The sequence below is a fragment of the Microbulbifer elongatus genome, from assembly GCF_020524885.1.
GTDB lineage: Bacteria > Pseudomonadota > Gammaproteobacteria > Pseudomonadales > Cellvibrionaceae > Microbulbifer > Microbulbifer elongatus_A.
This window is the reverse complement of the sequence record NZ_JAIVKJ010000002.1, coordinates 831,088-851,942: the sequence shown is the minus strand read 5'-3', so window position 1 is coordinate 851,942 and position 20,855 is coordinate 831,088. Positions and strand designations below refer to the sequence as shown.

Genomic DNA, 20,855 nt, shown 5'->3' with positions numbered 1-20,855 from the left:
AGGTCTACAGAGTAAGACACGATGCTTCCCTACCAGTAACCTGGATCACTTAACGCCTCCACGCACTGCGATGAACCACTCATGGCCTTGATAGGTTCGCCATCTAGCGACTGCGCGAGCCATCCGATTGGCTGGCTTAGCGGGAATGGCGCTTGTACCACTTTCTCACTGATTTGCTGAAAGCCCGTTTTTGAGTAGTAACGCGGATCACCGTAGGTAAACACAAGACTGACGTCTTGTGACTTCAAATACGCAAGGCCGTAATTGATCAATCGCTGCCCTATGCCAGTGCCCTGAACCTCGGTAGCAATTGCGACGGGTGAAAGGATATAGGCGACCTGTCCGCTCGGTACAGTGAGACGACTGAAAAAGATGGCCCCCAAAATACTACCTTTGTCGACTGCAACAAATCCAATTAGGTCGTCTGGATCAGTCTTGGTAATTAGATTCGAAACCAAGTTCCCTATGCTCCTGCCTTCTTCTTCGCCCTCTGACGCAGAAAATACGGTCGTGAACACATTGATAACTTCTTGCGTGTTTTCTGGGGTAAAGATAGAAAAATTCATGTCACTTATACCGAGCGGTAGGTTGGTACAAAAACTTAGTGCAGCCCCTAGAAAAGATTATGCGAAAGGCCATTAACCGGCCTACTGAAGGAATCCCAGAACTAATCCATCTAGCATTACGGCTTCTCTTCTCACTGCACTGACTCCAACTATACAGTTCTTCGACGATAACTCTCTTCAAACGCAACTAGTGCGGCTAACAATCCAGCCGAAATGATCCCCAACATCGCATAGAATGCAAATGAAAGTGTATATGGTACGGAGTACCCAAAGTACATCACCGGAACAATCCAGATCGGGATAAATGCAAGAACAACAATTGAAACGAAATGTAGAATTTTAACGACTGCCAGCAGAGGCTTGAGATTTTCACTTTTTAGGTTTTTATAGCCGAACATTACCCTGTCCTTAGTTTTCCGCCGCCAAAAATATCGCCTCGATAGCCAACAGCTTATACCCAGCATTGGGTATCCGGCTCCTAAGGCGCGCAGCTCACTGATTTGTTATGAAATGGGACTTGCTTCAATAGTACCAATTCTCTACTCTTAGGCACATGAACCAATCAGCCAAACATCCATATCAGTTCCGAATATCCCTTGCGGCCATTTACGTGTCTGCCGGGGACGTAGCTCAATGGTAGAGCAGCGGGTTTATACTCCGTAGCGCCAGATAAGCGGCTGGTTGTGGGTTCGAATCCCTCCGTCCCTACCACACACATAACTTACTGATGATTTTCTTATTGGACTGATTCCAGGGTTGTTCTGCGCTTGAAACTTACTACGTATATGCCGCCGATAAATTCATGACGCCACAACATGGGCAGATCACTTTGCGTATTTTTTGTTCAGCGACTCGCACAAAAATGTGCACAAAGTAAGTTGTCCGGCGAAGAGTCTAAGGCCCACAGCACCATGCCAAGCCTTGCTATTTTTTGACCACCTTGCCACGGTAACATTTTTCGATAACTGGCATAGATTCAAACAGTCTCATCATCTATTTTTTGCTAGTTTCACAGACAATTACATAAAGGTTTTTTCTTGATAAAGCCCCAAACGAGGGCCTTATCAAAATTTGCAATTTATACCTAGATAGAGCTCATACAACCCAAATTAATCGAAGTAAGCGATTCATTATTCGGGGTCTCTGTAAAAACCAGAGACTCAAAATTAAAGGTACCAGGAGCGCTACTATCGGATCCCCCATGTGCAAAGAAAGGCTCGCCCTTGAAGCTTTCATAATAACCGGCATCCCCGGACAGCATTGTTAACCTATCCGCAGTGGGAGCGACCAAGGTATCGCCTTGCCTAAACAGCTTATTACAAAGCGTATCCAAAATTTTCGGCGACTTATCAATACGGGAGTGCAGCAAAATCTCCTTCTCGATAATCTCACTCAAAATGCCATCGCTTATCACCAGCAAATCGTCAGTGGACCTCTCATCCAACATCAGCATTCCTGGCGCAACATCCTTGGTCATCACGAGATCAGATTCTCCAGAAAACACACGCACAAGTAGACGCTGCTTGGGCGGCTCCGAAAATTCGACCTTGATGGCGCTACCATCTTCAGAGACATGGGCCGTCGAACCAAAGGCTGTCAAGCTGAGTCCCTGAAGTTTCAGCATCTTCTCGGCGGATTCATTGGATGAATAGACTTTCAAGTATAAGTTACCATCGTGCCAACCCTTTGAGAGAAAAACTTCAGGTGGCACACTTTCCACTACCTGCGTGTTGCCGAGCAGATCAAACACATATTGACCGGCAAAGTGAGGAAAGCCATAAGTGAACCCTGTTTTATGGTTATATCCCGCACCGTGCCCAAGCTCGTGCATGAAGGTTACATAGTTGCCTTGCGCCAGGGCATCGGTCTTCGTTAAGCCCATCCAGCCAGTGCGACCCTCGCCGAAAAACTGGAACGGCGTCCTCCCGCTGCCCACGCCTACCCACCCCCTGCCGGAGACCACCAACTTTCCGACATCCAACCTGTGCCCAGTAGAAGCCAGACTGAACAGGTAGTACATCATGTTTTCAGTCACTGAGAATTTGACACCACAGCCTTCAAACCCGGTACAGGTTTTAGAGGGTGTATGCCCCATATATTCGTGACCGAAAGCGAACGCATCGAGGGCTTCTGAAAAGTGATAGGTATTCATGAACCATTTAATATTGGCCGATAGTGCCTTCAGGGTATTCGCTTCTGCCTGGGTTGGGTTTCGCACACACGCCCAGTCAGTACCCGAATTTATATACTCATCACAATTTACGCTCTGCCCCTTGTAAGCGATGTCGAGATTCAGTATCGGCGCAGTTTCTACGTAGCCCAGAGCTCCATCTGGAACACCTGAAAAGGTGACGCTCGAAAAGCCGCTCAAGATAGTATCAAACTCAATCTTCAAGGGTGCGGAACCCGTGTCCGTCGTATGCATGGTAAGAATGGACGAAAAGTGCCTTGCCGTATTATTCGTCACTTTTACCATTCCATCTCCGAGGGACTCTACCTGAATATCATTGGCCAGATACCGGGTATCAACATTCGAGGTGACCGCCTCACTACTGATCTCGACCACGTCAACCGAGTCCAGTTGCGCAGGCGTAATCGGTAACTCAACCTGGGCATAGGAGGAATCAACCAGATCGGAACTGAAATTTTCAGTCTCACAGCTTGCGCCACAGCTGAAGTTCTCCCAGAACTTGTCTGAATAAACGGTAGTGTCCTCGTCCGGAGGTGTGTCAGCGCCTGGAAGCGGTTCGTCCACCGGATCAGTAGGATCGCCGGAATCTATAGGATCTTCTGGGTCGACAGGATCAGTGGGGTCGGCAGGGTCCTGCTCACCACTATCACCTGCGTCGTCTTCACTGGTATCCCCCTCTGAGACCACAGGGACTTGCTCTTCGATCTCGCTCTGTTTCTTCGCATCCTCTTTACACGCCACAAGAAAAAGCGCGCAGAGCATGAGTAAAATTTTCAATTTCATTTATTCCTCCGCCGAGAAAAACTACAACTAATTAGATGGACTCTTTACCAATGACGTGATGGGATCGACAGACAATATAAGTTGCTAGAACCTCACCCTAAATACGAATCAAACCTCCAAGCACGACTTAACTCTATACGGCTAGAACGTTTTGGATTGTGATCTAGACGACACTTGGTCTTTTTGTTTCGAATAATGAGCCGATATGACAAGACCGCTGTCATTTGGTGTCGGAATACATATTTGGACAAACGCCCTACAAGATAAAATTCACGAAAAACTGTGGATCCATTTGTATGTATTTTCTCACAGGAGTAACCCTGAAAGCCTGACTGATTTAATAGAAGAACATCGAAAAGGCTCTCTGATACCTTGCTCGCTTCAATCAAAAAGACCAGCCCCTAATGAGGCTGGTCTTGCGAGTGTCAGTCCTTGGTGAAACAAGCACCCAAACTGTTACTGTGTATCAATCAATCTTTCACTACCTTTGCTAGATCGAATTCGTGCAGCCTAAATTAATCACAGGAAGGGGTTCATTATCAGGAACCTCAGAAAAAATTAGGGATTCAAAATCAAATATCCCAGGGTTAGTATTTTTTTCTCCTCCACGAACATAGAAAGGCGCATCTTTAAATCTCTCATAGTAATTGGGATCACTGGAAAGCAGTGTCAACGCGTCCGCAGTAGGAATGAGGTCAATATCACTTTTTCGAAACAGTTTATTGCAAAGTATTTCGAGAGTTTTTGGCGATCTATCAATGCCAGAATGCATTAGGTTGTCCTTCTCGAGGATTTCATTGAAGACCCTGTCGCTTATCACCAGTAGATCGTCAGTAGATCGCTTATCCAACATCAATATTCCTGGCGCTATATCTCTGGTCATTACGAGATCAGATTCTCCAGAAAATACGCGCACCAGAAAACGCTGCTTCGGCGGCTCTGAAAACTCGACTTTTACGGTGCTCCCCTCTTCAGAAACGTAAGCCACTGAATCGAAGGACGTCATACTGAGTCCCTGAAACTTGAAACTATTTCCGGGCGATTCGCTCGATGAGTACACCTTTAAGTATAAATTTCCATCACGCCAACCCTTCGAAAGGAATACTTCGGATGGCACACTCTCAACAACCTGTTTGTCACCAAGCCGATCCATCACATACTTTCCGGCAAAACCAGGAAACCCATACGTAAAACCTGACTGATGACTAAATCCCATAGCATGGCCGAGCTCATGCATGTAAGTTACATAGTTACCTTGAAACAAAGTTTTGACCTTAGCCAAGCTTATCCAGCCTGCACGCCCCTCCCCCCAAAACGAGGATGGCATCCTACCACCGCCCAGGCCCACCCAGCCTCTATTATAAATCTCCAACTTACCGATGTTCATTCGGTGCCCATTAGAGGCCAGGGTGAACAGGTAGCGCGACATGACTTCGCTAACAGAAAATTTGCTTTCACAGCCTTCAAACCCGGTACAAAGCGTTTTGGGAATATACCCCTTGTATTCGCGCCCGAAAGCGTAAGCGTCGATAAATCCAGGCAAGTGATAAGTGTTCATAAACCACTTAACGTTTGCAGAAAGCGCCTTCAGGATTTCTTCTTCTTGTTGGGTTGGATGTCGCACACAGGCCCAGGACGCATCCCCTGTTCTAGGTTCATCACAACTCTCACTCTTTCCGCGATACGAGATATCAAGGTTGAGTATTGGCGCAGTCTCTACATAATTCAAAGTACCTTCAGGTACACCTGAATAGATTGCACTGGAAAACCCACTCAAATTGCTATCAAACTCTATCTTCAGGGGAGCAGACCCTGAACCTGTAGAGTGCATAACAAGAATCGAGATAAACTTCCGCGGTGTATTATTCGTCACCTTCACCATTCCGTTTCCGAGTGACTCAGCCCGAATGTCATTGGCAAGATACCTTGTATCAATATTTGACTCTACTGCCTCGCGGCTGACTTCGATCACACCAACGGACTCAAGAGGCAAAGGCTTAATGGGCAGCTCAATTTGAGCATACGAGGAATTTTCCAGATCTGAAGTTAGTTTGGCACTTTCGCAGTTTTCTCCGCAGTCGAAATTCAGCCAAAATTCTTCAGAATAAGCAGAACTGTCTTCTTCTGTAGGAATAGTACTGCTTGGCGGCGAATCGTTGTCAGCGTCGTCTGGATCACCACTGTGATCATCTTCATTGCCATCGACGTCATCGACAACCTCATCTTCAGTGCCGCCCCCAACATCATCCACGTCACCGGACGAACCGTCGCCTCGCGAGGCAAGAGGCAACGGCGCGTCTATTTCACTCTCTTTTTTCGCCTCATCGTTACACGCCGCAAGTAGCAACGTAACGAGCATAAACAAAACTCTAAAATTCATTTCCGCTCCAAGAAACCATTCGAATCACAACATCTCACAAGCTTTATGAGCACCCTCCAAAAAATATACTTTTCGGACAAGGAGACAAAACACGAAAACAAAAAGGCCCCTGAAGGGGCCTTTATTAGCCTTTTTTATATCTCCAACTCTTTATATCGAATACTGGCAACCTAAATTCACTGAAGGTACAGGATTCCTGTTCGGCATCTTAGTAAAAACGAGAGTCTCAAAATTAAATGTTCCAGTACCACCATCGCTTCCTCCATGAGCGTAGAATGGCTCACCTTTAAAGGTTTCATAGTAACTGGAATCAGCAGAAAGCAGTGTTAACGCATCTGCAGAAGGCGTAGCAATGGCATCACCATTCCGGAATAGACCTATACAAAGGGTATCCAGGATTTTGGGAGACTTATCGATACCAGACTTCAGCAGACTTTCTCGCGCGATAATTCCACTTAACATGCTGTCATTTATCACCAGCAAATCTTCTGTGGATCGCTTATCCAACATCAACATTCCTGGAGCGATGTCTCGAGTCATTACAAGATCGGATTTCCCAGAAAAGACGCGCACAAGGAAACGCTGCTTTGGCGGTTTTGAAAATTCAATCTTGATCGTACTACCTTCTTCAGAGACGTATGCGGTAGAATCAAACTCAGTCATACTGAGTCCCTGAAGGTTAAGCCTTCTCTCGGTGGAGCCATTGGAAGAATAGACCTTCAAGTACAAATTGCCATCGTGCCAGCCTTTCGAGAGAAATACTTCAGGCGGCACGCCTTCGACCACTTGTTTATCACCAAGTCGATCCATCACAAACTGACTGGAAAAATGTGGAAAGCCATAAGAAAAGCCAGATTGATGATAATAACCCAGAGCATGTCCAAGCTCATGCATGTAGGTCGTGTAGTTTCCTTGATAAATACTGTCGAGCTTTAGCATTGCCAAGTAGCCGGAACGCCCCTCACCCCAAAACGGATAGGGAGTCCGTCCACCACCCACCCCCACAATATTGTTCTTATATTTTTCCAACGTTCCCACATTTAACCTGTGGCCGCTGGAAGCCGCGCTAAACAGATAATACAAAAGGGTTTCGCTAATTGAATGCTCATCGCCACATTCTGTAAACGCACTACACCTTGTTTTTTCTGTCGGCGCATATCCGTTATACTCACGCCCGAAGCCAAATGCATCGAGCATATCCGGTAAATGGTAGGTATTCATATACCATTTGACGTTAGCCGAAAGGGATTTCAAGGTTTCCGCTTCTGACTCGGTTGGGTGTCGTCTGCAGGTCCAGGAAGCATCCCCCGTTCTCGGCTCATCACAACTTTCAACCTGCCCGCGATAAGAAATATCAAGGTTGAGTATTGGTGCAACCTCTATGTAATCTAGGGCTCCATCAGGCACGCCGGAATAGGTCACACTGGAAAAATCTTCCAGAACATTATCGAAGGAAAGCTTCACTGGCGCGCCCCCAAAACCTGTCTTGTGCATAGCAAGAATGGATGAAAAGTGCCTTGAAGTGTTATTCGTCACTTTCAGAAGGCCATTTCCTAGGGACTCCAGTTGAATATCGCTTGCAAGATACCTGGTATCGATATTTGAGATGACATTCTCACGACTAATCTCAACCACATCAATCGATTCTAGTTGCGAGGGTCTAATAGGTAGCTTTACCTGGGAATACGACGAGTTTTGCAGATCTGAGGTCAGTCTGGCGCTTTTGCAGTTCTCTCCGCAGGCGAAGTTCAGCCAAAATTCTTCTTGATAGGCTGCGGCATCTTCCTCAGCCGGAATGTGACTAGCAGGAGGGCCCTGAATATCAGACTCGTCAACCTCATCGACAACTTCATCGACAACTTCATCGACAACTTCATCGTCGGCATCATCAGCCTCACCCGCTGTATCGTCCGAAGGATTCTCCTCCCCGGAGACTATTGGTGCGGGCGCGTCAACTTCACTTTCATTCTTTGCGTCATCTTTACATGCCACAAGCAGAAGCGAGCAGATCATAATTAGAATATTTATCTTCATTAAAAATATCTTTAGAAAAAAAATCTTGATAGTGAGTTATTCTGGGAACATTTGTCAGCTTGCAGCTTTCACTCGTGGGAAATTTTACAAACGACACTTGAGTCCGAATGGATTTTACGGTTGCCAAGTAAGCAGGGCGGACTCTAAATGGGGAGACAATTTCAACTTGTGACGCAGCCGACATTTATCTTTTTTGACGGCGAGAATGAGCCGATATGACAAGGATTGCGCTATGCCATTTCTACAGACACATTAAAATACAAACTTTATAAATTGGTGTTTTGTGAGACGGATTTAACAGGCCTAAAGATGGATAACGTGATCTCCAGGGAAAAGGTGGATGCATTAATTAGTACGTCCGTCCAATTAATTGAAAACCCTGCTTACACGAGCTTTATTAAATCACTCGTAATCCGGGACATACAGCCAGGCTATGTTTCGATTTATGATTACATCGCTATATGGAAAAAACTGATAGCGCATAGTGATGACCCGTTATTGCCCTGTAAGATTGGAGAATGCATACACATTTCAGACCTTGGTATTCCCGGACTGATTATGATGCACTCAGGTAATATTGCTCGTGCGCTAAGAAGTGCTTCGCCGTATAGGCAGCTCATTTCAAATTGCTTTCATTTAACTTCATCCATCGAAAGCTCGGAATTAAAAATCTCTTTAACAGTGAAAAGCCTGGATAGAGATTTTGACTGGCATTATGTATTTCTGAATATACTCTCCCAGTTTATCAAGACAACAAAGTTCCTAACCAACAACATCGAACCCAAAGGTATAGAGATTGCCCGCATAGGATTCTCTCGCGACATAAACGCCCTCGACACTCAGTATTCCGAATACTTTCGATGCCCCGTAATCGGATCTCAACCAGAGAACCACTTCGTTTTCTCAACTAGAATTCTCGAACTTCCAATACACAACCCGAAAAAAGAAATTTTTGAAGACTTGGTAAAATTAGCAAATCGATCACTGGAATTATTCAGTGACCAATCCTATAGCGACAGGGTTGTCAGGGTTCTTAAAAATCATACTTTTCCTGCAATGGCAAGAATCGATTCAGTAGCGCAAGAACTCAACTTGAGCGTTGCGACGCTAAAGCGGAGACTCCAGTTAGAGGGCGCATCCTTTTCTTCACTAAAGGATTCCCTGCTGCTAGCTGAAACTCAAAGAATTATGAGCCTGGGGCATTCCAGCCCAACTTACATCGCTAAAAATCTTGGGTATTCAGATGGAAGCTCTTTTTCGAAAGCATTTAAACGGTGGACCAACAGTAGTCTCGAAAGCCATTTGAAGTGCACTCACACGAGAGTTATACCCTCACCTGAATAACTTTCATTTAGAAATTCTTATCGGATTCGCGCAATTGAGAGCATGCAGAGACTAGGCTCTGTTTCTGTAGTCTATGGAATGTGACGGCACCAGAGAAGTGGGCTTTGATTTTCGATCAGGAATGATCTGAAAACACTTCGGGATTCCTTTCCCAAAGTGTGATTGTCTTAAAGTGAGTCCTCAAGTCGAATCATTCTCTTTAGTACATGTATCGTTGAACTTAAACTCAACTTACTTCCGCAAGGTTCCCTTTGCTCTCCAGCCACTGCTTTCGATCGCCGGCTCGTTTCTTCGCCAGCAGCATGTCCAGTAACTGATTGCTGTCATCGCCGGCGTCGATATACAGCTGTACCAAGCGGCGGGTGTTGGGGTCCATGGTGGTCTCGCGCAGCTGCAGCGGGTTCATTTCGCCGAGGCCCTTGAAGCGGGTCACCTGGATTTTGCCTTTCTTCTTCTCTGCCGCAATGCGGTCGAGGATACCCTGGCGTTCTGCATCATCCAGCGCGTAGTAAACATCTTTGCCGATATCAATGCGGAACAGCGGGGGCATGGCAACGTAGACGTGGCCGTTGGTAACCAGCGGGCGGAAGTGGCGCAGGAACAGGGCGCACAGAAGCGTTGCAATGTGCAGGCCGTCGGAGTCGGCATCGGCGAGGATGCAGATCTTGTTATAGCGCAGGCCTTCCAGGTTATCGCTACCGGGATCAACACCGATTGCGACGGCAATATCGTGTACTTCCTGGCTGGCGAGGATCTCGCTGGAATCCACTTCCCAGGTGTTCAGGATCTTACCGCGCAGCGGCATGATGGCCTGGAACTCGCGATCGCGCGCCTGCTTGGCAGAACCGCCGGCGGAGTCACCCTCCACCAGGAAGAGCTCCGAACGGGTAGCATCGCCACTGGAGCAGTCGGCCAGTTTGCCGGGTAGCGCCGGGCCCTGGGTAACTTTCTTGCGCGCAACTTTTTTGGCCGAGCGCAGGCGTTTCTGCGCGTTGCTGATACACAGTTCGGCGAGCTTGTCGCCGTCTTCGGTGTGCTGGTTCAGCCACAGGCCGAACGCATCCTTGGCTACACCGGAAATAAACGCGGTGGCCTCGCGGGAGCTGAGGCGCTCTTTGGTCTGCCCGGAAAACTGCGGGTCGGCGAGCTTGGCGGAGAGCACATAGGAGCACTGGTTCCAGATATCTTCCGGTCCAAGCTTTACTCCGCGCGGCAGCAGGTTGCGGATCTCACAATACTCGCGCATGGCATCGAGCAGGCCGGCGCGCAGGCCGTTGACGTGGGTACCGCCCTGGGCGGTGGGAATCAGGTTTACATAGGATTCGACGGTGACCTCACCGCCTTCCGGCAGCCACTGTACGGCCCAGTCGGCTGCTTCGGTCTCTGCCGAGAAGTTGCCCACGAAGGGTTCCGCCGGCAGTACTTCCCAGCCGCTATTGGCCGCGGCGAGGTAGTCCTTGAGACCGTCTTCGTAGTACCACTGGTCGGTCTCACCGTCCTGTTCATTGATAAAGGTGACATCGAGGCCGGGGCAGAGTACCGCCTTGGCGCGCAACAGGTGGCGCAGGCGCGGCACGGAGAACTTGTATGAATCAAAATATTTCGGATCCGGCAGAAAGCGCACGCTGGTGCCGGTGGTGCGCTTGCCACATTCACCGACAACTTCCAGGTCCGAGGCCTTGTCGCCGTTCTGGAAGCCGATGCGGTGCACCTTGCCCTCGCGCTGGATGGTCACCTCCAGCACTTTCGACAGGGCATTAACCACCGATACACCCACGCCATGCAGGCCGCCAGAGAACTGGTAGTTATTCTTGGAGAATTTGCCCCCAGCGTGCAGGGTGGAAAGGATCACCTCTACCCCGGGGCGGCCCTGCTCCGGGTGAATATCCACCGGCATACCGCGGCCATCGTCACTCACGGAGATTGAGTGGTCTTTGTGCAATACCACTTCGATTTTTTTCGCGTGGCCGGCGAGGGCTTCGTCGACACTGTTGTCGATCACTTCCTGAGCCAGGTGGTTGGGCCGGGTTGTTTCGGTATACATGCCCGGGCGTTTTTTCACCGGGTCCAGCCCCGTCAATACCTCAATATCTTCTGCGGAATAATTGGCCATAGAATTCTTATTCGCCGCGGCCGGCGCCTACTGCTTGGTGTTGTTTATAAGTGTTTTCAGGTGTTACCTGAGTGTCGCTTAGACGTTGTTATTCGTTCGGAAACAGGAAATCTACCAGTGCCTCGGCGTACCGGGCAAATCCCTGGAAGCTATGATCACCCCCATCCTCGATAGTCTGGCGCTGGCCGCGGTAAAAACGTTCGGCCTCGCGGCAGTCCAGTGTCTCGTCACCGCGCTGAGCGAGCAACCAGTAGCGACTGGTCAACACTTCCGGTATCGCAGCTTCCAGTTGCTGCATCTTATCCACATCGGACGCCTGCAGGCGATAGGTCTGCATCTCGCCACTGTACGGCTTGAGATCCTGCCCGAGATAGTTGGGCATAAACCGCGAGGGCGCAACCGCAGGATTGATGATGACCGCCGGAAGATTGTACTGCTCCGCCAGCCAGGTACTCCAGAAGCCTCCCATGGAGCTGCCCACAAGACCAATGGGGCCTTTATGCTGCGATACAAACGCATTTACTGCATTGCCGAGCACCGTCGCCGCTTCCGCGGGATACGGGGAAATCAGCGGAGCGTAAAAGACGACATCCGGGCGAGACTCTTTCAGCCAGTCCTTGAGCAGCTCACACTTGTAGGACTGCGGCGACGACAGAAACCCGTGCAGGTAAATCAGCAGCGGGCGCTCGTCGGCAGAATTAGGGGCGTATTCGGAGGCGTGTTCTTGTTGTGACATGGCGGGGATTATAGCGGCGCCGCCGGCAGATGTACCGGCGGCAATTCCCCGAACACGCAGTGACCGGCTCCCATATCGAAAATGAGAGGCAGTCAACGAGAGACGATCAGCGCAGAGCCTCGTCCAGGCTGGCGAAAGCGCGGCGCATATCCACTCTCATGTCGCGCCAGAAGGTCACACTGTTGAACCGCTCAAAACGGCCCGCGGGGCCCAGGTTGCCAAAGTTTTCGCCAATATCGCGGCGATCGCTGAAACGCATTACCGGGTTGCCACTGCTGTCTTTCAGCTCACCGGAGAGGGTTCCGTAGGCGCTCTGATCGGTGTAGACGCGCCACACCCAGGGCTGCGGGTCCAGCGGTGCACCGAGGGCAAAACGGCTCAGGTCCAGCTGCAATACATAATCCGAGTCAGCCTTGTCCGCTACCAGCTCACTGCGACGCGGCGCAAGGAAGCGCTCACTCAGGGTTTCCCCCATCAGCGCCTGTAGCTTGGTGAGATCTTTTTCGCGCAGCTCGTAATCTTCTGCACGCAGTGAAGAACCAGCGCTGGGGAAGCGTTTGGTGTATTCCACCCCCACCGGCTCCAGATAGACCTTGGCGCCGCTCAAATCGAAAGCGAAGACAGCACTGACGCTGTCCAGCCCGGTCTTGCGGGGCAGTAGGCCATCCGCTTCGTCTTCCGGTGATGCAACCGGCTGCTGCGCACAGCCCGCCAACAACACCGTGGCAAGAAGCAGCAGGGACAGCGCTTTTTTATAGATGGTTGTATGAATTGTCTGCATGGTGGCCTCACTCCCTGATGTGCACACAGGTAAATGAATGAATAGGTGATGGCGGCAGAACATCGCGCCTAGCCAGTACTCTACCTCAGGAACTCGGTACCACTAAACCGCGAATTCTCGTGCCATATTATGATAGATGGATGGATACGGAGTCACGAAAGGCAGATCGAGATGTGGAAAGGGGAGGATTGGCCTAGTTTCTCCTGTCGCAACAGGATCAGTATCCAGAGGAGGCCAAGTCCACACTGTATTCTGAGATGGCCACGCGTTCTACACCGGTCTCGTAACTGCCGTCTTCGCGCAGGTCAAACCAACGGTAGCCGGGCATCTCGCTATCGACCGCGAAAGGGCCGCTGCCGGGAGTGAACTGCACCGATGTGGAAGGGGTGGCGTGCAGGCCGATATGCCCTAGGTGACTGTCGAACTGCTGGTGCACATGGCCCCAGGCGATGGCGCGCACGTTCTCCGCATCGCTCACCAGCCCGATAAACGCCTCGCGCCCCTGCTTCAGCATATGCCCGTCGATCCAGTGGCTGCCCACGGGTACCGGCTGGTGGTGCATCATGATCAGCACCGGATGTTCACGATTGCTCTGCAGCAGCTGGCCAATGCGCTCCAGCTCTGCGGCACTGAAGCCACCGCTGATCTGCCCGGGCACGCTGGTATCCAGCAGCAGCAGACGCCAGGCGCCCAGAGGGACCACTTCCGGCCGCCGCCTGGGGGCCAGTTCGTCCATTCTGTGGGGATTGTCGTGGTTGCCGGGGAGCCAGAACCAGGGCGTGGTAACTGGCTGCATCTTGTGCAGGAAGCGGCGGTAGGCGGCCTCGGAACCGTTGGCGGAAACGTCGCCCGTGACCACGATCAGATCCGTGGAGGCAGAATCAGCGGACACGGCAGAGAGCACCTCATTCAGGGTGTGCCCGGTATCCAATCCCAGCAACTGGTAATCCGGCCGGCCACCAATATGGGGGTCGGTGATCTGGATCAGCCGGTTTGCCGGTTGTACTGCCTCAATATTCAATGTCTCACCTTGCCGTAACATCCATGTTCGCGTTTGCGATGCCCGGCTGGCTTCAGGTTTGGCTTCCGCGGAATGGAAGCTCGACCTCAGCGCGGCCGTTTGCCAGGCAATGCGCCAGCCACTCGCTCAGATAGCGGTTAACCTGCTGGCGCTCATCTTCATTGTGCATAGCCGGGTTGGGATAGCTGAAATTCAACCCATCTCCGCCAACCGGCCCCTGGCCATCCACAGCCACTACTTCTGCCATACGCGCGTCATGATAAAGGCGTACGGTAATGGGCGGCGGCGTCAGCCAGCTGGTTTCATTACTGTTCTCTCTACTGGTGGCCTGCAGGCACACTTCTGTGGTGTATCTGCTGCGCTCCACCACGGCCACCTCCAGGGTGCCGTTGGGCATCTGGTAGGACCAGCTATGGTTCGTTGCGAGCTCCGGCATCAATTTGCACAGGCGCAAATAGTTGGCATCGCAATCGGCGTGATAGGAGGTAAGGTCCACTCGGTAGCGCTCTTTTGAGCGCGCTTCGCTTAACTTGCCACCACTCTCACCGACCCGGTTTAGCCCTTTCGAGCTACCGGGTTCCCGGGATTTTGCCTTGCGGCCAGTGCCTGCCGGTACCGCCATTATCGACACTCCTGTTGAGTCTGCGCCGTGATTTATCTCTCAAATTGCCTGTGTTGTCGGGGCAACTCGCCGCATCGCCACAGCAATGCATATTTTTCATACATCTACCGGGATACGATACGGTAATTCGGGCTCAGCGCCCAAGGTGATCGCGGTTCAGCTGTAGCCACTGCAGGCTGATGATGCTGGCGGCGTTATCGATGACTCCATCCTCGCTGGCCACCGCGTCCAGCACCTGGTCGAGGGGGAAAACCCTCAGGTGAATATCCTCGTGCTCGTCAGCCAGCCCGAAATACCCACCGACCCCACTCAGGTCAACACAGGCACAAAACAGGTGCATGCGCTCGCAGGTGCCACCAGGGCTTGGCAGGTAGCTGCGGATAAAGTGCAGGTCGACCACTTCCAGGCCCGCCTCTTCCTGCAGCTCGCGGCGGGCAACGCCTTCGAGCGTTTCACCCTCTTCCACCATCCCAGCCACCACCTCCAGGCACCAGGGGCCACCTTCGCGCTCCAGCGCACCCACCCGGAACTGCTCGGTAAGTGCGATCAGCTCGCGCTCCGGGTCGTACAGCAGTACCCCGACCGCGTTGCCGCGCACGAACAGCTCCCGCTCCATTTCCCCGCTCCAGCCACCGCGGTAGAGCCGGTGACGCAGGCGTAATTTGTGAATCTGGAAGTAGCCGTCGTACTTTATTTGACGGGAAATAACGTCGACTGCGCCGCGTGTAAACTGCGGCTTGAGACTCCCGTTTTCGCTCATGGTGTCTATCCCAATTCCACTACTTTATTTGATCAGTCAAAACCCACATCGTTGTAGGGCGGGAATTTGGCGAGAATCATCCCGGCCTCTTCCCGCAGGCGGAACAGCTGCTGCTCCGGCGCATCGTAGCGGCCCGCCACCGACGGCATGCTGCCGCGCCACAGGGGCGCCTCTTCCGGCGACAACACATCCACGATCAGTGACGACTCGCGGTACTCACGTACCCGCAGCGGCGCTCTCCAGCCGAAGCCGAAATAGCGATAGCCACCGTAGATACTGAAGGGATCTTCATACACGGCCACTTTGTCGCTGCTGAACAGTTGCACCCGCACCAGAAAGTCCGCTTCTTCGCGGCTTTCCACCTGGCGGTAACTGCCTTTCAACACGTCGTTGACCGCTTGATTGGCGCGCTTGCTTTCGAACGGCGACACCGGGCCATTGGCCAGGGTATCCAGAAGGTAATAGCTGCGCAGGTTGGCAAATTTGAAGGAGGGGTCGTAATCCACCGCGACCGGGTTGGGGCTGGCGCAACCACCAAGCCCCAGGGCCATAACAAGCCCGAGGGTGACGACGCGCAAGGCCCGATTGAAAAAGGTACGGGGCAAGGTACTGGGCAGTGAAGCCATATGCTCTCCTGTTGATCGGTGAGAGTCCCGGCGTCCCTGCCGAACTGTGATCGAATTGATGTTTCGGTGTATGCGCCGGCGGTCAGCTTGCCGGCGGCAGATCTTTGAGCAGTTCTCCTACCGCCCGGTTGAGAATACGCTGGCGCTCGCTCTTGTCTTCCGGGCGTGCCATCAGTTTGGTGGCGCTGCCACCCCAGATGGGCATGCCGTTATGCGGTCCGATGCCCACGGAGAGGGTAACCCGCGGTGCACCGCTACGATCCGGCAACTCCACCACACCGCGCTGCGCATTGCTGTCAAACTGTGCATCCCAGCTCTCATTTTCCTGCTCGCTAGCGAACTCTTCCTCAATCACCGCGATCTGATACTCCACCACCATCTGTGCCGAGTCCACACTCTGCACCTGGCGGTAGCCACGGGACTGCATCAAAGCACCCACGGTGCGGCGTAGCTCGGTGTCCAGTTCCACCAGTTGGGCCGGGGCGCCGGCATCACCGGTCAGCACTTCGGTTCCCCAGGCATAGGTCTGGAAGCTTACGGGCGCCGTGCGCGGCTCGATCCGCTCGATCTGGGTCGGGGTGCCGCAGCCAGCGAGCCCGACAACGGTCAGTAGCCCCGCGAGCAGGCCGGTTATTGTAGTACGCATCCGTTCTCCCTATTTCGTGTGATTCTCAGGTAAGTTTCCCATGAGTTCTATGCAGATTCCCGGTAATAGATACAAAAATCCGGATTATTTGAAACTGTCTTCCAGTGCCGGGTACAGCTCGATCTTCGGGCTCCACAACAACCACTCATCTTCGGGCTTACCGTAGAGTGGATAGTGGCTGCCGGACTCCACTTCAAGGCCCATCTCCTCATTGCCTGGCGTGGCGAAGGCAATACCGCCAGCCAGCAGGGCCTGGGCGGACTCGGTGTGTACGTCCAGACCGGTCATCACGCCAAAATTCACATCCACGCCGCTGGCATTCCAGAATTTACTGTGCTCCCGCACCAGGGTGCGGAACTCCGGCTCTATATAAACATAGATGTAAACCCGGTCCGCCAGTTCCCCCAGCTGGTAACCGGTCACCTGCCCGACCTTCACCTGACGGTAATACACCGGGCTACCGCGCTTGAGGGAACCTCGCCTCGGGGCATTCAGGATCAGCGCCAGGCCGGGCATCATCATGGTGTCCGCCAGATCCGGCTTGGGCTTGACAGGGAAAGCGACAAACTCTGTCTGTGGTTCGTTACCCAGCCCAGGCTCCAGCTCCAGAAAGGGCCCCGTAATCAGCGTATCCAGGTTATCCACACCGCCCAGGCCAATTTTTGGCCCAACTACCCACATGCGGGTGCCGGTGCGGGCGAAGCGCTCTGCCCGCCGGTACAAACGCGCTCTTGCGCGCACGCCATCGAGCTCATAGTTCAGGCGCAGGCGGGTGATTTCACCCACCTGAATCCCGCGATAGCGCAGTGGCGCCCCTTCTTTCAGCCCCTCGTCGCCGGTGAGATCGATATAGATATTTATCCCTTCTTCCAGCGCATCTTCGCGGCTGCTGTACAAGCGGAAGCTGTCGCCGGTGCGCGCACGCTCGGCGTTTTTACTGTGATGAGGCCCACTGCCAAACGCGATACCACCGCGCACTACCGACAGCAGGGAGTCTGTCTCTACCTCCACCCCTTTAAGACTGGCACTGGCACGCACACCGCTCACATTCCAGAAACGGCTGTCGCTGTTAACCAGATGTGCATAACGGGGCTCAATAACCACGTATACGACAACACGGGAACCATCGCTTTGCAGTTCCATACCCTGCACCCGGCCCACCTCCATCTGGCGGTAGTACACCGAGGCCCCGCGCTGGATTGAACCGGTATTTCTCGCGGTGAGTTTCAGGTGCAGGCCCGGGGTGCGCTCGTCCCGCGGCGGTGGCGAGCTCGCGGCATCGAAGGTCCGCAGCGAGCGATTTCCCGTGCGCAGATCCACCTCGATGCGGTTACCTTTTAGCAGGTCGTCGACCCCGGAAGTGAAATCCAGGGTGGGAGGCGCCAGCCAGAAACGCGTGTTCTCGGTCAGCAGGTCGTCGGTGATCGGGTCCATCAGCACTTTGACTTCCATACCGTCAATCTGGCTGTTGGCCTTAACCCCGCTCACTTCGCCTACCTTGATCCCCTGGTAGATGACCTGGGTGGACCCTTCCGTGAGGTTCACACCGCGATCGAAATTGAGCGTAATGGGAATACCGGCGTCAGCCTCGGCAAAACTCTTGTAGAGCTTGAACTCGTTGCCATCCTCGGCTTTTGGCGTGTGTTTTTGCGACGGCGGGGTATAAAAACTGACCCCGCCGGCAATCAGCGAAGCGAGGGATTCCAGCTCTACAGTGACACCACTGATGCCGCCCTGGATCGAAACCCCGGACGCGTTCCAGAAACGACTGCCCCGATGTACCAGGTCCGCGTACTCACGGCGGATAAACAGCCCGATCTCTACCCCGCTGGCGTCTTCCGCGAGGCGGTAGCTCTCTACCTGCCCTACTTCTAGCTGACGGAAATACACCGGCGAGCCGCGACTGAGCGATGCCAGCCGCGGCGACCTGAGTGTCACCCGCAACCCGTCGCCGCGTACGTAGGCCGGAGGCTCGGGGACCGCAACAAAGTGTTTTTGCGAGGCGCCACTGCCCGGCTCGATAGCGATGTAGTTGCCAGATACCAGGGTTTCCAGCCCACGCACACCGGTCAGGGAGACCTCCGGCTTCACCAGCCAGAACTTGCTGCCCTGTGTGAGCAGGTAGGCGGCGCTGCGATTGAATGACACCTCGGCCAGCACACCGTCCTGCCCGTTCAGCTCCTTGGCATTGGGCACCAGGCGGAAGTCGTTCACCACGCCGATTTCCACCCCGGAGTATTTCACCGCGGTCTTGCCCTTTACCAGGCCGTCGCCGGTGGAAAACAGGATGGTGGCGCGAATATCCCCCTGGGTGAAATCCTTGTACAGCAGCCATACGGCAATAAATGCCGCGATCAACGGCAACAGCCAGACCAGCGAGAGACCGCGACTGCGGCGCGCCACCCCTTCGGGCGGGGCGTCGTATTGCATCGGCGGCTCGCTCATCCATTCTCCCCGTGAGAGTTTCCTTCCGCATGCGCGCTGGCAGCGGTTACTTTTTCTTCGTATACGTCCCAGACCAGGCGCGGATCAAATGCCCGCACCGCCAGCATGGTCACCACCACTACGGTGGCAAACGCGGTGCTGCCAGCACCGGCGGCGACTTCCGCGATGGCTCCCATGTCTACCAGCGCGACCAGGATAGAGATCATAAACAGGTCCAGCAGTGACCAGCGCCCAATTGCATTGACCACGCGGTAAATACGCATGGCCTGGCGGGGCGATACATCCCAGCGCCGCTGTACGATCAGGCACAGGATCACCAGCCCAACCAGCTTCATCACCGGCACCGCAATACTCGCTACAAACACGATCAACGCAATGCCCCACAGGCCGGCGTGGTACAGCTCCAGGGTGCCGCCGACAATGGTACTCGGGTCGCCAGAGCCCAGATAGATCACCGTCATCACCGGCAGAACATTCGCCGGTATCAATAGAAGGGCACCGGTGATGGTCAGCGCCCAGGTCAGCATAATGCTACCGTCCACACGACCGTGCATGCGGGCACCACAGCGGGGGCACAGGCAGGAGTCCGCCTGTGGTGCTCGCACCAGGTTGCGGCAACCGAGGCAGGTCCAGAACCCCTGAGACAAAGCACGCGCCGGTCGGTTCACTGTGCACCCTCCGCTTCCGCCCCATTACCGACACCCGCTTTACCAGCATCCGCCCTATGGCGGGCAATGCGCGCCCACACGGTTTCCGCATCAAACGACACCGTGGCCGCGCTGGATACAACCATCATGGCCACGAAACAGTAGAGGCCGGGTTCAACCGACATCTTGCCCAGATCCGACATTTTCACCAGCGCGACGAGAATGCCGAGCATATACACATCGAGCATGCCCCACTCCTGCAGGTGGTGATACCAGCGCAGGGCCCGGGCCACCGGCTTTGCCATGCGTGCCCAGGCACTGCCCCAGCTGATAAACGCCAGCAGCAGAAACTTTCCCAGCGGCGCCACCACACTGCAAAAGAGCACCAGCGAGGCCAACCATATATAGCCGGCACCAAACAGGGACTGGACACCGTTTATCAGTGTGTTTTCGGCACCGAATGAAAACAGGGAAAATTCCAGCAGCGGCAAGGTGGCAGAGGGAACAAACAGTAGTAGGCCACTCAGGCTCAGGGCCGCGGTATGCGCGACACTGCGATCCATATTGCGGTGCAAGGTGGCGCCGCAGCGGGGACAGATCAGGCGCTGCCCTACCGGTGCATGCGCGCGGGTAAGCAGCAGATCGCACTGGTGGCAGGCGCGCTTCCACAGAGCGCCGTGCGCAGGGCCATCACCGCGCCCGGATTGCTCGCTTTGTGTGCCCTGCCGGGATTCATGCCCCATGCTTCTTCCAATTCCGTGTGCAATTCCGCTTGCTGCCCGAACAAATCTCGTCCCACCTGCATCCAGCGGTGCAACCCAGCGCGTCAGAATGACCGGTAAGTGGCGCTGATTGCGGCACGCCGGCCTCTAACTGGGGGTCTTCTGTAACTGGCCGCACATTCGCGTCCGTTTAACGAAGATATACCAATTTGCGCCGGTCGTCGCCTCGACGCTCCTTCTGCCGGAAGGTACACTCTCGCGACCGCAGGCTCGAATGCCGTCTTCGATACGGAACAGGCTCCTCAAACTCTGGAGCACTGCCAACGGGCCAAGCCAGCACTGCCTTCAGAGCACATTACAGACTGGCTCCATGTCCTTAATAAAAGGGAAAGCGGGGTTTACAGGAAAGCAGTGGGCGTTATGTCTAGGTGTTGTCAG

16 protein-coding genes and 1 tRNA gene are annotated in these 20,855 nt (G+C 53.4%); 2 read left to right on the top strand and 15 right to left on the bottom strand.

All coding sequences use genetic code 11. The annotated features are described in order from the left end of the window. Positions 1–29 precede the first annotated feature (29 nt). Positions 30–566 carry a GNAT family N-acetyltransferase gene (locus LC059_RS11055; protein ID WP_226703908.1) on the bottom strand — a complete coding sequence of 179 codons (537 nt, stop codon included), beginning with the start codon at positions 564–566 and terminating at the stop codon, positions 30–32. A gap of 619 nt (positions 567–1,185) precedes the next feature. Here LC059_RS11055 and LC059_RS11050 point away from each other — a divergent pair. Next, positions 1,186–1,277 (top strand) — tRNA-Ile (locus LC059_RS11050). 373 nt (positions 1,278–1,650) lie between these two features. Here the strand turns inward: LC059_RS11050 and LC059_RS11045 are convergent. From LC059_RS11045 to LC059_RS11035, 3 genes are all read right to left on the bottom strand, one after another. Next, entirely contained in the window at positions 1,651–3,540 is a 1,890-nt protein-coding gene (locus LC059_RS11045) for a hypothetical protein (RefSeq protein WP_226703907.1), read from the bottom strand. Positions 3,541–4,030: 490 nt separating this feature from the next. After that, the gene (locus LC059_RS11040) at positions 4,031–5,920 is read right to left on the bottom strand and encodes a hypothetical protein (protein WP_226703906.1); all 1,890 of its coding nucleotides are present in this window, start codon (positions 5,918–5,920) and stop codon (positions 4,031–4,033) included. A gap of 150 nt (positions 5,921–6,070) precedes the next feature. Continuing rightward, positions 6,071–7,954: a hypothetical protein gene (locus LC059_RS11035; RefSeq protein WP_226703905.1), complete on the bottom strand. Its 1,884-nt coding sequence runs from the start codon at positions 7,952–7,954 to the stop codon at positions 6,071–6,073. 309 nt (positions 7,955–8,263) lie between these two features. On the opposite strand from LC059_RS11035, the gene LC059_RS11030 reads away from it, so the two are divergent. Beyond that, positions 8,264–9,298, top strand: a complete 1,035-nt coding sequence (locus LC059_RS11030; protein ID WP_226703904.1) for an AraC family transcriptional regulator — start codon at positions 8,264–8,266, stop codon at positions 9,296–9,298. Positions 9,299–9,524: 226 nt separating this feature from the next. On the opposite strand, the gene parE is transcribed toward LC059_RS11030, so the two are convergent. From parE to LC059_RS10975, 11 genes are all read right to left on the bottom strand, one after another. Continuing rightward, a complete protein-coding gene (parE, locus tag LC059_RS11025; RefSeq protein ID WP_226703903.1) occupies positions 9,525–11,411 on the bottom strand; it encodes a DNA topoisomerase IV subunit B in 1,887 nt (628 codons plus the stop codon). Between the two features lie 88 nt (positions 11,412–11,499). Continuing rightward, a complete protein-coding gene (locus LC059_RS11020) occupies positions 11,500–12,147 on the bottom strand; it encodes a YqiA/YcfP family alpha/beta fold hydrolase (RefSeq protein WP_226703902.1) in 648 nt (215 codons plus the stop codon). Positions 12,148–12,253: 106 nt separating this feature from the next. Then, positions 12,254–12,928, bottom strand: a complete 675-nt coding sequence (locus tag LC059_RS11015) for a hypothetical protein (RefSeq protein WP_226703901.1) — start codon at positions 12,926–12,928, stop codon at positions 12,254–12,256. Between the two features lie 217 nt (positions 12,929–13,145). Then, positions 13,146–13,949: a metallophosphoesterase gene (locus tag LC059_RS11010; RefSeq protein ID WP_226703900.1), complete on the bottom strand. Its 804-nt coding sequence runs from the start codon at positions 13,947–13,949 to the stop codon at positions 13,146–13,148. A gap of 52 nt (positions 13,950–14,001) precedes the next feature. Next, a complete protein-coding gene (locus LC059_RS11005) occupies positions 14,002–14,571 on the bottom strand; it encodes a DUF1249 domain-containing protein (RefSeq protein ID WP_226703899.1) in 570 nt (189 codons plus the stop codon). Positions 14,572–14,704: 133 nt separating this feature from the next. Further along, positions 14,705–15,331, bottom strand: coding sequence for an NUDIX domain-containing protein (locus LC059_RS11000; protein WP_226703898.1), 627 nt, complete (start codon positions 15,329–15,331; stop codon positions 14,705–14,707). Positions 15,332–15,363: 32 nt separating this feature from the next. Further along, positions 15,364–15,957 (bottom strand): DUF4136 domain-containing protein, encoded by a 594-nt coding sequence (locus LC059_RS10995; protein WP_226703897.1) that lies wholly within the window; start codon positions 15,955–15,957, stop codon positions 15,364–15,366. 82 nt (positions 15,958–16,039) lie between these two features. Beyond that, entirely contained in the window at positions 16,040–16,603 is a 564-nt protein-coding gene (locus LC059_RS10990; protein WP_226703896.1) for a DUF4136 domain-containing protein, read from the bottom strand. Positions 16,604–16,687: 84 nt separating this feature from the next. After that, positions 16,688–19,048, bottom strand: coding sequence for a PqiB family protein (locus tag LC059_RS10985; RefSeq protein ID WP_226703895.1), 2,361 nt, complete (start codon positions 19,046–19,048; stop codon positions 16,688–16,690). After that, the gene (locus LC059_RS10980) at positions 19,045–19,716 is read right to left on the bottom strand and encodes a paraquat-inducible protein A (RefSeq protein WP_226703894.1); all 672 of its coding nucleotides are present in this window, start codon (positions 19,714–19,716) and stop codon (positions 19,045–19,047) included. Before LC059_RS10980 ends, LC059_RS10985 begins: the two co-directional genes overlap by 4 nt. After that, positions 19,713–20,438, bottom strand: a complete 726-nt coding sequence (locus LC059_RS10975) for a paraquat-inducible protein A (RefSeq protein ID WP_226703893.1) — start codon at positions 20,436–20,438, stop codon at positions 19,713–19,715. Before LC059_RS10975 ends, LC059_RS10980 begins: the two co-directional genes overlap by 4 nt. Positions 20,439–20,855: the final 417 nt, after the last annotated feature.